Genomic DNA, 12,360 nt, shown 5'->3' on the forward strand with positions numbered 1-12,360 from the left:
GAGCCATCCCTTTAAAAGGAAAGCTCCTTTGTTGCACCTATTAGAATGTGTGCGCTACATCTTTTGCACGTGCAATGGCATTTGCTTTGATTTCCTCAGCTTTGTCAGGCATTGCGTTATGACCTTCCACAAATAGTCCATCAAAGGAAGGAACCCCGAAGAATTGCATAAGGACGGAAAGGTAACGGTGTCCCATTTCCATTCCAGCCGCAGGGCCTTCAGAGTAGATTCCACCTCGTGCTTGAATATGAAGTGCCTTTTTGTCTGTCAGTAATCCCACTGGTCCTTCTGCTGTATATTTAAATGTTTTCCCTGCTACTGCTACAGAATCTAGGTATGCCTTCATTACAGGAGGGAACGAGAAGTTCCAAAGCGGTGTGACAAACACATACTTATCCGCTCCGACGAATTGTTCCGATAATTCGGACAGACGGCTCACTTTTCCTTTTTCCTCTTCAGAAAGTTCCTCAAACCCTTTACCAGTCTGTAATTTACCCCATCCACTGAATACATCAGCATCAATGTGTGGAATATGTTCTTTGTAAAGATCTACGTGGACAACCTCATCTGCTGGGTTAGCTTCCTTGTATGTGTCAATAAATGCTTTCCCAACAGCCATGCTGTAGGATTGGGTGTCATCGTGTGGATGAGCTGTGATGTATAATACTTTTGCCATGTTGTATCTTTCCTCTCTTGTTTTGAAATATTGATTAGTTTGTTACAAAAAGACATATCTTACCAACTATCTCGAAATGAATTATTTTTAATTCGAGATAATAATATAAGATATTTTTAAAAATTGCAAGTAACATGCTCCCAATAAAAAGCTATGTTAAACACCGCTGTTGATTTCCGCTAACGACTGCGCTTTCCGCGGGGCGACCTTGAGCCTCCTCAGGCTGCGCCCTGCGGGGTCTCAAGATTGTCGCTACCTCCCCGCTGGAGTCTTCGCCTTTTGCTCCAATCAACAGCTACGGTGCTGCAATCATCAACAGTATGCTTTAACAGAGTTTTAAAAAAAGACTTGTCAATATGATTGACAAAGTCTCCATTCACAGTTTCTATTCTTCATTATGCAGGACAAATGGATTACCGCCGATATTCTTCCTCATATCGTCAGTCACTACAAAAGACCCAGCCCCTACTCCTGTTTCATTCTCTTTCCCATCTGTTTGAACACTGCCATCATAGTGATTTGGTTTACCTTCCATCATATATCCCCCCATCAATAGTAGATATAGTTTACACAACTATTGTACTATTTTATCCACCTAATTAATAGGTATTTATGGAATGAAGAGGTATTTAATCCAATTATTTTCAACATGATATCCTATCTCTGATCCGTTATACTCCCCATGAAGTCATTCATCTTTTGTTCATCCGATAGCGTCTCATTTATAACTTTTTTATTCCACAACTCTTTATCTGACTGAAACTCTCGGACGTCTCTTCCATATAATTCCTCTATTTGCTGCCTGGTTATTGTGTATATCTGCATATCTCCAAGGTAATTAATGTGGAATGTCACATAATCTCCGTTTTGGAAAAAAGCAAAATAGGTGGTTGCATTAAAAGTGAGCGTCATAGGGAGATTATTACTATCAAATGCATCTTTCTCATAAGCAAGTGCAGATGTTTCATCCGTAACCTTGTAATGCATATTGATTCCCATCGGGTCTTCAGAAGTCTTTAGCTCCATTCCATTGGCATAGTATTTTCCGGGTAAAACCTGCCCATGGTACTTTCCTAGAGCTCCGTTATTGCCTATAAAAGCCCTATCTTCATCTATCTGATCATGAACGTTGATATCCCTTAAATAGGAAACATAATTCTCATAGTTCTTTTCTTCTGGTACAGCGGATCTTGGTGAATCCCCTTCACTACCGGTAAACAGAATAAACGAGAATAAAGCAACCGCTATGGCACTGGCTGTTATCAATGCTGCCGCTTTCAGTTTTTTCATCCATCCATCACGCTCCTTTTCCTTTTGCTCCATGATTGCTTGATGCATGGAATCTTTCCTATCTTCTTTTATTTTCGGTTTGGGCAATGATTGCAACTTCTTATCCAACTGTTTACTCATGGCCATCCCCTCCCAATTTCGTCTGCAGCGCCAATTTAGCCCGGTGTAGCGTGGAGCGTACTTTATTCTCGGTCCAGCCTAAGGCTGCGGAAGTTTCCTGGACAGTCAGATCCTTGATTGCTCGCATAATAAGCACCTCTTGATACGATTCTTTCAAGCTCCTAATCGCGTTCAACAGTTCCTTCTGCTCCACAGAAATGAAATAAAGCTCCTCAGGTGTTGCCATTGTCATGTTCTCAGGCACTTTTTCGCTTTCAAACGTCAACAGCCACTTCCATTTATCCCGCTTCCTTTTTCTATGAGCATCAATGGCCACATTCCTGGCAATGCTATAAAGCCATGTTTTCGGGGCAGCTTCTCCCTTAAACTTATCCAGGTTTCTCAAAGCCCTAAAAAAGACCTCCTGCACAAGGTCTTCTACATCGTAATGTTTGGAATGAAGCCGGTAAAATAAAAATTGATAAATATCATCGCTATATAAATAAAACCATTTCGAAATGACTTGTTTATTTGACATCCTTTTCCCCCGTTTGTGGCAGTTTCCATTTAGTTAGACGATACTATTTTCATTTTATCGCAGTTTTTTCAAATAAAATTAGATTATTAAAACAAAAAAACCACTCTTCCCTTTAAGGAGTGGCTCTCAAATAATAAATCGTTTTAATAAGTTTCTTTTATAAAAATGCGCAATCAACAATAATAGCTTTTGAGGTAGCTTCTTTGGAAACAGTCGTTTTTTATAAAATTTATGATAGGCACTTTTCAAATCTTCCCATTGGGTACAATGCTTGATCTGATCGAATCGAACCACATCAATTAGTTTTATCCCTCCCTCCGTAGTGAGCAGTATATTGTGCAGATGGATATCGGAAGGATTCAGACCCATTTGTCTCGCTTTCGCGATGGACCGGTCCACTTCCTCAAGTACCTTTTCATTTATGTGTATCCCTTTGACCAGACACTCAAATATGGTATGCCCTTCTATATAGTCAATAACAATGTAATTCTCACCTGACTCATAAAGATCTGGAAAGGATGAAATACATTTCAGTTTGTCATAGATTTCTGCCTCTTTTTTTGCAAGATGTTCATAGGGGGGATAGAAAACTTTTACAGCTTTATTTGTCCCTTCCAATTTAAATACATAAGCACTTCTCCCAGAACCGATGATGGAAAGATGTGTTCTATCAAATGATTGCACATGTACTTCTTCCTTATAACGCATAAAAGCGACAGATTGAACGAGGTGTTCATATAGTAATGTTTCTTTGTTTGTAGTTCCCTTCATCCGTCATCTCCTACTCTCATTAAGAATAACCCCTTAGCCTCCTAGGTCTTCAAGCAGGTTCATCATGGTTGTGACTTCGTTTATCAGGGTAAAGAGTTCAGACTGTTCCAGTTTATCCAAAGCTAACTCCCCGTTCACCATAGAACTTTCGATGACCTCTTTGAGTGCTTCATTCTTTTCAACAATCTGGTTATGAACGCCTTCAGCAATGGCAGGTGCCTCTGTATTGTTAAACTCTTCTATATCCTTTAGAAGTGTATCTAACTCAGTTTCCAGCTCTTCTTTCACTGTAGCGTCTGTAGCTGCCTCCTGAATCATTTGAGGTGCTCCTTGGCCAAAATCCTGCCATGTATTAATGTGTTCCGTTGCTTTATTAACGTAAGCCAACGAATCATTAACTTCTTCGAGAACGGAACAACCGCTTAATAGAATCGTTGTTAGCAATGTTGTAACCATTAGCAATTTCCGCATATAAAAGGCCTCCTATTTTTTCATTCTTTTTTTGACTTCTTTCATTACAACCGGCAAGACTTTGTTTTTGGCTACTGTGACACCTTTTTTCAAAATGAATGCTTTGACCAATTTTTTTATCATTATGAATACCTCCATCTATTTTTTCACCCCATAAGAAAAGACCTTTCACCAGAATGGCGAAAGGTCCGAAAATAGAAAAAGACCTTTGCCAGACTAATGGTACTGACAAAGGTCTCGCTAACAACTGAATGTTGCCAACAAAGCCGAGGACTATGGGTCCCGTAATGACGACTTTGTTGCATGAGCTACTCCCCTTTGGGATGAACGTTTAAAATTGTACCTTTATAATAGCCCAGATTCTCTTAAAGGTCAACCATACGAGAGTTTGTAAAGCTTTTGTTAAGTCTTTTCGTAGGTGTTGGGACAAACTAAACCTTGTGATATAGTAATATCGAAAACCGATATCGATAGTCGGTTGAGCGATGAGGGGGCAATCGTTTGGAAGAGAAAGTGTTGAGAAAACTATTCCTTGGATTTATACAAATTCATATTCTGCATCATGCCAAAGAACATCCTGTCTATGGAGCCTGGATGCTGGAAGAACTCCGGGAGCACGGTTACTCAATCAGTGCTGGCACCCTCTACCCTATCCTCCATTCGATGGAAAAGGATGGGCTCCTTACAAAAGAGGAGAAGAATGTTGAGGGGAAAATCAGAAAGAATTATACCATCACAGAAAAAGGCAACATCATTTTAAAAGAAGCAAGAAATAAAGCTTATGAACTATTTAAAGAAATCAAGGAAGGTGACAATCATGAAAAAGAATAGAGGATTAAAATCATTATTGGAAATCCTTATCGTTTCAACAAGACTAGGACTTACTTCCTTCGGGGGACCTGTAGCCCATCTTGGTTATTTCCACACCGAATATGTCCGTCGCAGAAAATGGATGGATGAGAAAAGCTATGCCGACCTTGTTGCCCTATGTCAGTTCTTGCCCGGACCTGCCAGCAGTCAGGTGGGAATAGGGATTGGCGTCATGCGAGCAGGGGTTCTTGGAGGCATCACTTCCTTTTTAGGCTTCACACTCCCTTCTGTATTAGCTCTTATTGTTTTCGCTATTATTCTGCAAGGATTTGATGTTGGGAACGCCGGCTGGATTCATGGGTTGAAGATTGTTGCGGTCGCCGTTGTCGCTCATGCAATAATGGGGATGGCAAACAACCTGACCCCTGATGTAAAGAGGAAGGCCATCGCTTTGTTCGCATTGGTTGCCACATTGATGTGGCAGACTGCTTTTTCCCAGGTTGGTGTGATCCTTATCGCAGCAGTCATTGGCTTTCTGTTATTTAAGCAAAATGTTACAGAAGACGATTCACGTCTAGCGTTTCCAATCTCCAAACGGTTGGCCGTCATTTGTTTAACGCTATTTTTCGGACTGCTAATTTTATTACCATTATTAAGAGAAGCTACATCACTAAATTGGGTGGCATTGTTTGATAGTTTCTATCGTTCAGGATCCCTTGTTTTTGGCGGAGGCCATGTGGTCCTTCCATTACTAGAGCGGGAGTTTGTTCCAACAGGCTGGATCAGTGAGGAAGCATTTCTGGCAGGGTATGGAGCTGCACAGGCAGTTCCTGGACCATTGTTTACATTCGCCGCGTATATCGGTGCTGTCATTGATGGCTGGAAGGGTGGTTTGTTAGCAACATTCGCCATCTTTCTCCCTGCCTTCCTATTAATACTGGGTACTTTGCCGTTTTGGGATTCTTTGCGTCGCAATTCCAAAGTGAAGGCAGCATTAATGGGAGTGAATGCTGCAGTGGTAGGAATCTTAATATCCGCCTTCTATTTTCCTATTTGGACAAGCTCTATTTCAGCTCCGATTGATTTTGCCTTTGCTGCGATTTTATTCAGCATGCTTGTCTATTGGAAGCTTCCACCTTGGATGGTAGTGTTAACGGGTGCCATCGGCGGGACTTTGATAGGATTGTTATAATAAAAGAAACCGACCTCTTGCTGGAGAAGTCGGTTTCTTCAGTGTGTAGACAAAGACTAATATAATGAAATTCTCTAGTTGATCGCAGTGGAAGGAGCGAAGACTCCTCGAAAATGCTAACGCATTTTCTTCGTGCGATGAATTGCTGTCGAAGTATTCCTTGTCCAGCGGGAGGAAAGGACATGGAAGACCCCGCAGGGCGTAGCGAGGCCACTGAAAAACCCAATAACTTATCGTTCAAATGATTTCTAGCTGTTAATTGGAGCAATAGGCGCAGACTCCTGCGGGGGGATAGCGACAATCTTGAGACCCCGCAGGGCGCAGCTCGAGGAGGCTCAAGGTCGCCCCGCGGAAAGCGAAGCCGTTTGCGGAGATTAACAGCGGTGTTAACCAGATTATTAACAATCATTACTTTTTCAGTGGCCTTGGGCGTAGCCGAGGAGGCTTCCGGACTGCCCGCGGAAAGCGAAGCTCCTGCAACGAAGATCAACTCTTTCAACAGATAACCTAACTAGTTTATAGTTTGTCAACAGTCTGAAGAAAACGACCTCTTGCTGGAGAAGTCGGTTTCTTTTTTATCCTTTACTTTCCGTATAGAAAAACAAAAACCACACCGCATGGTTCTGTTCATCCGCTGCAGCTCTCTTAAATACCCTCCGGATGTATGGGTTTTGAGTAGAGTCAGCGATATCCAAATAAAAATCGACCGTCTCTTGTTCATCTTTCATCGATGCCACCAATGCATCTTGGTAATCTTCCGGACACTCTTCAGATATTTCCGGTGTGGCTGCTTTTCCAGTCAATGATTGATAGATTTGACTAAACGTATTATAGTGCTTTATTTCGTCTTCTCTTATTTCAGATATCCTCTTTTGTGTCTCCTCATCTGGTGCCATTTTGGCCAGTTTTTCGTAACAGGCAATGGCACTATATTCTCCATTGATGGCCTTTGAGATATTCTCTATTAAAGTTTCATCCTGTGGTGCCCTTGTATAGTATGGATAATAATACCCGTTCACATTTCTCATCCCCTTTATAATCATTCCTTCTTTTATTCTATGTAGCAATATTTTTAATCATTCCAGATAGTAGCCATACTCATAGAATGGAACTAGACATCTTTCTATAAGGAGCTAGAATTATGCAAACACATCTGCTTGTATGCTTCCATCTCCTCACCGATAGACAAGGAATGATTTTCTTTTTGAATCATTAACCATTTCATCAAGAAATTAATATATTATGATACTAAGTAATTCTTGTAATAATGGACAAAGGGGGATTTCGATGAAAGAAAATATCTTAGTTTGTGTAAGCAATCCAAAGCATGTGGAGAAGCTCATCCAACGGGGCAAGATCATTGCAGATACTTTTGGGGGAGATTGCTTTGTTTTATTTGTCTATACCATTCCTTATGATGACTTGGATTTGAATCAGATCCGTACGAAGCAATTCTTTAAAAGCATTGCTTCAAAATATGATGTGCCCATACTAATTGAATACTCCAAAGGCAAAAAAGTCTCGGCAGTCATTGCGGAAACCTCTATTAAGCACGACATCACTCAGATTATATTGGGTCAACCAATTCAGAGCAAGTTAGAAAGGATCGTTAAACATTCTTTAATTAATGAAATTTTCACAAAGGTTAAGGGTGTCGATATCCATGTGGTGGAAGTGGGGCGTGAAAACATCCCTCAACCTGAAGCCTATGACCGCGGCCTACATGCCCACTTGTTACAAAAAAATAACAATTATGAGCTTGCTTTTGATACTCCTTGTGAGAATGCCATCAAAGGTATTTTCTTCAAACAATCATCCACAGACTTTCTGAATGGTTTTTTCGTTATTCACCAAGGTGAGGAACATAAGGTTTTGAAAGTTAGTAATGGAGTGGTGGAAGCCGGAGCACTCTCCTCTTCCTAGAAAAAAACCCAGTTCACGGCCTTCACATGCCTTGACCTGGGTTTTTTCCAATGATTGCATCAGCGACCATCCATCCACTCAAGCTACTCCCTAATGACCCGGCACCTGGGAAAACGGTATCTCCACAAAACCAAAGCCCTCCCACCCGTGAATTCGGAGAATAACTTTTAAATAGACTATATTTGCTTTTAGGAATATAACCACCAACCTTTCCATATGCACGCTGTGTATATCGCTTAAAAGTCACGGGAGTTCCCGCCATCTTTACAACAATATTGGAAGAGAAAGTAGGAAATTTCCTATCGATTGATCCGATTATTTTCTCCATATATGCTTCTTTTCTGTTTTCATAAGTCCCCCTATCCCACCACTTGTCGACATTTGTGTGCGTGGAAATAGTAATGGACCGTTTTCCACTTGGTGCAAACTTGGTATCTCCTTCTTGTGATATGGAAAATAAGAACTGATTCCCTTCTGATAACGGGGATTCATAAGAGGAGATAAATTGGTGAAATGGGATGGAGCTAGCTTCCGGCATCATAAACGAGGGGTTAGCTCCAATATATAGAGTAAAGGCTCCCCACGCTTCCTTTTGTTTTTCTTTGTGTTCTTTGATAGGAAGCCTTTGATGCAACTCGGGCTCCATCAAGGTGAAGATATTATGAATCGGCGCATTCAAAATCACTTGCTTCGTTCTGAATACCTGACCACGTTTAGTCACAACCGTCCAAACAACTCCATGTTTGGCTATACTGACAACCTTATGGCGCAGGCGCAGTTCTCCCCCTGAAGCACGATAGTTTCCCGCCAAATGCCTGGATGATAGATGCCAAACCTCCCTCCACGTAAAAAGCTCCCTTATGAAAAATACTTAATGCCATGTACCCTAACAAAGAAGGACTATATTTTGCCGTCGACTGAACGCTATCCATCAGTTGCCCATTAATAAATGCCATAAATGGCTTATTAGTCGTCAGACCAAATTTGGATAGACGGTCCTGTACAGATTGGGTCAAATATGGAGTCAGGCCTAGAAGGCTCATATTTATGTTGCTTAGTAGAGTAAAATACTCTGATATGGTAGAGGGGGGGAAAACAGCTCGTTTTTCTACAAATCTCTGCAGAACTTCCGCCACCTTAAAAACTTCTTCAAAGAATGCCAGGATTCGATCTTGATCTTTGTCAAATTTATCGGTGACTTCCTTGTACCACTTTTCTTTTTCTGAAAAATAAGTGATCGTCCGGTCTGGAAGGTACACCTTCATGATTTCATCTAGTCTTTTCATTGGGGGAATGGGGGCGTCCAACTCATCAAATAGTCTCTTTAACATCCCCCCATCCTCAAAGCCCATTCCAACAGTCGCACCTGCATTGAAACGGAATCCGTCACGGTCAAATTTGCTAGCACATCCACCAAACTCATTTGCAGCTTCAAGGGTCAATACATCGTAACCGGCTTTTGAAAGGAGCGCCGCCGCTGTCATTCCACCGAATCCCGTTCCAATAACGATTGCATCTTTAAGCATGCTGTCCCCTTCTTTCCTACATGTATGAATCCTATTATATAGAATCTTGATGAAGTCTCTAAAACTGAATGTGTTGGCAAGTTTTATAGAAAGATACTGTTAAACACAGCTGTTGATATCCGCAATCGGCTTCGCTTTATACGGGGCGACAACCTTGAGACTATTGCTCCAAAAAACAGCTTATTGCTATAAAAATCAACAGTATGCTTTAACAGAGCCTATATAAAAAAGTGATGGGATAACCCATCACTTTTTTTATAAAATCACACAGTAACCCTCTTCTTCAACAACCCGACCATAACCGCCGTCACAGCAGCTCCAATCAAGATAGCCAACACATACATGAAAATACCGCCGGTCACTATCGGAATAACAAAGATTCCACCATGAGGCGCAGGGAGCCCTATTCCAAATAACATGGCAAGCGCACCGGCAACTGCTGAACCTACGACTGCAGAAGGGATGACGCGTAACGGATCCGCTGCGGCAAACGGGATGGCACCCTCTGTGATAAAAGAAGCTCCCATGATATAACATGTTTTTCCTGCTTCTCTCTCTTGCTTGTTGAATTTACTCTTAAAGATGGTTGTAGCAAGTGCCAACCCAAGTGGTGGCACCATACCTGCTGCCATGATCGCTGCATGCGGTGCGTAGTTTCCTGCATCGATCATCGCAATACCGAATGTGAAGGCCGCCTTATTGATAGGACCTCCCATATCAATGGCCATCATCGCACCTAATATGACTCCTAATACAATCAAATTTCCTGAGCCTAAACCACCCAGCCAAGACGTCAATCCTTGATTAAACGCTTTTAGGGGAATCACCAATTGTAGCATGATCATTCCGGTTAGAAAGATACCGAATAGTGGGTACAGCAGGACAGGTTTAATCCCTTCAAGAGATGCAGGTAACCCACTGAAAACTTTCTTTAAACCTAGAACGAGATAACCTGCAAGGAAACCGGCAATGAGACCACCCAAGAAACCAGCTTCACCCGTATAGGCAATCAATCCACCGACCATTCCTGCAGCAAATCCCGGACGATCCGCAATACTCATTGCAATGAATCCGGCAAGGACGGGAATCATCAAGTAAAAGGCATTTCCGCCACCAATGGACATAAGTGCTTCTGCAAACCAATGGTAGCTAGGATCATTGGGATCTGATGCATTGATTCCAAACATGAGGGAAATAGCAATAAGGATTCCACCACCAACAACAAATGGTAGCATATTAGAAACACCGCTCATCAGGTGCTTATAGAAACCTGATCGCCCCTTTTTCCCTTCTGAACTTGAGCTGCCTGATCCTGATCCCCTATAAGTTTCGCCTTCGCCACTGCTTGCTTTTGTCAAAAGTTCCTCTGGTTTGCGTATTGCTTGGGCCACAGGCACCTGGATGATTTTTTTGCCATTAAACCGTTCCATTTCTACTTGCTTATCGGCAGCAACGATAATTCCAGATGCATTGTCAATTTCTTCTTGTGTCAGTTGATTCTTCACTCCACTTGAACCATTCGTCTCCACCTTAAGATTTAAACCCAATTCCTTTGCCTTCTTCTTTAATGCATCTGCCGCCATGTAAGTGTGGGCGATTCCAGTCGGGCAGGCCGTTACTGCAAGAATCAACCCCTTGTCAGCAGAAGAAGATCGTCCTTCCACTTCTTCCTCTTCAAACAATTCCTTTTCCTTGTTATCTATTAATCTGATAACTTCCTCCTTAGACGATGAGGCTAATAAAGCATTGCGGAATTCCATATCCATCAGCATGGAAGACAACCGAGATAAGGTTTCTAAGTGTTCATTGTTGGCCCCTTCACTTGCTGCAATCATGAAAAACAGTTGACTTGGCTGACCATCCAAGGACTCGTAATCAATTCCATCCTTTGCCACACCAAAGGCAATCGCCGGAGACTTCACCGCATTCGTTTTCGCATGTGGAATCGCTATTCCCTCACCAATTCCAGTCGTGCTTTGTGCCTCCCTGGCAAGTATCGCTTCTTCATACTTCCTTTTGTCTGCTAGCTTTCCAGCACGATCCAATGAGTCGATCAATTCCTTAATGACATCAGATTTGTTACTTGATCTTAATTGAAGAGTAACGGTTTCTTTCGTGAGTAAATCTGTAATTTTCATGGTCCTTTCCCCCTTTATAACTTTTCTATTTCTACTAGATTTATCAGTCTATTAACATCTGTTTTTTGACAAAGGTCATAGGAGAATGCCGTGGCACTCCCAGAAGCTATTCCGTAACGCAATGCTTCTTCACTCTTGTCTGTATTTACATATCCCGCTAAGAAACCGGCGACAAGGGAGTCTCCTGCACCTACGGAATTTTTCACTTCCCCACGTGGCGCTTTAGCGGAGTAAACACCAGATTTGGTGTAAAGAATGGCGCCTTCTCCAGCCATGGACACAACGACATTCTGAACACCCTGTTCGTGAATTTTGCCAGCGTAATGGATGACATCATCTTGTGATTGAATGGTGACACCAAACAGATCACCAAGTTCATGGTGGTTTGGTTTAATGAAAAAGGGTTTGTACGAAAGGAGTGATTGTAATGTTTGTCCCCCAGTATCCAATACCACTTTTGCTTCATGCTGCTGACACTTTTGTATGAGCGTTTCATAAATGTTAGATGGCACTGTCCCTGGGATGCTTCCCGCCAGCACGACAATATCTTCACTTGAAAGCTGGTTCAGCTGTTGAAGCAATCGTTTAACCGCATCTTCATCCACTATCGGTCCGGTGCCATTGATTTCGGTTTCCTTATCCGCTTTCAGTTTTACATTGATTCGCGAATGGCCTTCGACTTCTAGAAGCCTGACCGCCACTTGTTCCTCTATCAATTTCTCTTTTATAAAATTTCCGGTAAACCCTGCGGCATAGCCTAGTGCCATCGTGTCCGCACCAAGCCTTTTTAAAACCCTGGAAACATTGATTCCTTTTCCACCGGGATAATAATTTGTATTGGATGCTCTATTTATGGTACCTTCTACAAACCCTTCCAACTCTATTACATAATCTATAGAAGGATTTAATGTAATTGTATATATCAT

At 41.9% G+C, this 12,360-nt stretch carries 14 protein-coding genes; 3 read left to right on the forward strand and 11 right to left on the reverse strand.

What is annotated here, in order from left to right; all coding sequences use genetic code 11:
• Positions 1-40: 40 nt before the first annotated feature.
• The 6 genes from EKQ44_RS12985 to EKQ44_RS13010 all read right to left on the reverse strand — a co-directional run bounded on the left by EKQ44_RS12985 (position 41) and on the right by EKQ44_RS13010 (position 3,845).
• Complete coding sequence (locus EKQ44_RS12985) at positions 41-676, reverse strand: FMN-dependent NADH-azoreductase (RefSeq protein WP_237663983.1); 636 nt, start codon at positions 674-676, stop codon at positions 41-43.
• 385 nt (positions 677-1,061) lie between these two features.
• Positions 1,062-1,214: a hypothetical protein gene (locus tag EKQ44_RS12990; RefSeq protein WP_237663984.1), complete on the reverse strand. Its 153-nt coding sequence runs from the start codon at positions 1,212-1,214 to the stop codon at positions 1,062-1,064.
• A gap of 119 nt (positions 1,215-1,333) precedes the next feature.
• On the reverse strand, positions 1,334-2,086 hold the full coding sequence (locus tag EKQ44_RS12995; RefSeq protein ID WP_237663985.1) for a DUF4825 domain-containing protein: 753 nt from the start codon (positions 2,084-2,086) through the stop codon (positions 1,334-1,336).
• Entirely contained in the window at positions 2,079-2,603 is a 525-nt protein-coding gene (locus tag EKQ44_RS13000; protein WP_237663986.1) for an RNA polymerase sigma factor, read from the reverse strand. Before EKQ44_RS13000 ends, EKQ44_RS12995 begins: the two co-directional genes overlap by 8 nt.
• Before the next feature lie 126 nt (positions 2,604-2,729).
• Complete coding sequence (locus tag EKQ44_RS13005) at positions 2,730-3,374, reverse strand: protein kinase family protein (protein WP_237663987.1); 645 nt, start codon at positions 3,372-3,374, stop codon at positions 2,730-2,732.
• A gap of 33 nt (positions 3,375-3,407) precedes the next feature.
• Complete coding sequence (locus tag EKQ44_RS13010; protein WP_237663988.1) at positions 3,408-3,845, reverse strand: DUF6376 family protein; 438 nt, start codon at positions 3,843-3,845, stop codon at positions 3,408-3,410.
• Between the two features lie 501 nt (positions 3,846-4,346).
• Here EKQ44_RS13010 and EKQ44_RS13015 point away from each other — a divergent pair.
• Both EKQ44_RS13015 and chrA read left to right on the forward strand, forming a co-directional pair.
• Positions 4,347-4,676, forward strand: coding sequence for a PadR family transcriptional regulator (locus EKQ44_RS13015; RefSeq protein ID WP_237663989.1), 330 nt, complete (start codon positions 4,347-4,349; stop codon positions 4,674-4,676).
• Entirely contained in the window at positions 4,663-5,847 is a 1,185-nt protein-coding gene (gene chrA, locus EKQ44_RS13020; RefSeq protein WP_237663990.1) for a chromate efflux transporter, read from the forward strand. The genes EKQ44_RS13015 and chrA overlap by 14 nt, the downstream gene beginning before the upstream one ends.
• Before the next feature lie 575 nt (positions 5,848-6,422).
• Here chrA and EKQ44_RS13025 read toward each other — a convergent pair.
• Complete coding sequence (locus EKQ44_RS13025; RefSeq protein WP_414491307.1) at positions 6,423-6,875, reverse strand: ferritin family protein; 453 nt, start codon at positions 6,873-6,875, stop codon at positions 6,423-6,425.
• 259 nt (positions 6,876-7,134) lie between these two features.
• Here EKQ44_RS13025 and EKQ44_RS13030 point away from each other — a divergent pair, with 259 nt between their 5' ends.
• Positions 7,135-7,770 carry an adenine nucleotide alpha hydrolase family protein gene (locus EKQ44_RS13030; protein ID WP_237663992.1) on the forward strand — a complete coding sequence of 212 codons (636 nt, stop codon included), beginning with the start codon at positions 7,135-7,137 and terminating at the stop codon, positions 7,768-7,770.
• Between the two features lie 22 nt (positions 7,771-7,792).
• Here EKQ44_RS13030 and EKQ44_RS13035 read toward each other — a convergent pair whose 3' ends face one another.
• From EKQ44_RS13035 to pfkB, 4 genes are all read right to left on the reverse strand, one after another.
• Complete coding sequence (locus EKQ44_RS13035) at positions 7,793-8,581, reverse strand: phytoene desaturase family protein (protein ID WP_237663993.1); 789 nt, start codon at positions 8,579-8,581, stop codon at positions 7,793-7,795.
• Complete coding sequence (locus EKQ44_RS13040; protein ID WP_237663994.1) at positions 8,532-9,296, reverse strand: phytoene desaturase family protein; 765 nt, start codon at positions 9,294-9,296, stop codon at positions 8,532-8,534. The genes EKQ44_RS13035 and EKQ44_RS13040 overlap by 50 nt, the downstream gene beginning before the upstream one ends.
• A gap of 263 nt (positions 9,297-9,559) precedes the next feature.
• Entirely contained in the window at positions 9,560-11,434 is a 1,875-nt protein-coding gene (locus EKQ44_RS13045; protein ID WP_237663995.1) for a PTS fructose transporter subunit IIABC, read from the reverse strand.
• A gap of 14 nt (positions 11,435-11,448) precedes the next feature.
• On the reverse strand, positions 11,449-12,360 hold the full coding sequence (pfkB, locus tag EKQ44_RS13050) for a 1-phosphofructokinase (protein WP_237663996.1): 912 nt from the start codon (positions 12,358-12,360) through the stop codon (positions 11,449-11,451).

Source organism: Sutcliffiella horikoshii, assembly GCF_021991925.1.
GTDB classification, from domain to species: Bacteria; Bacillota; Bacilli; order Bacillales; family Bacillaceae_I; genus Sutcliffiella_A; species Sutcliffiella_A horikoshii_F.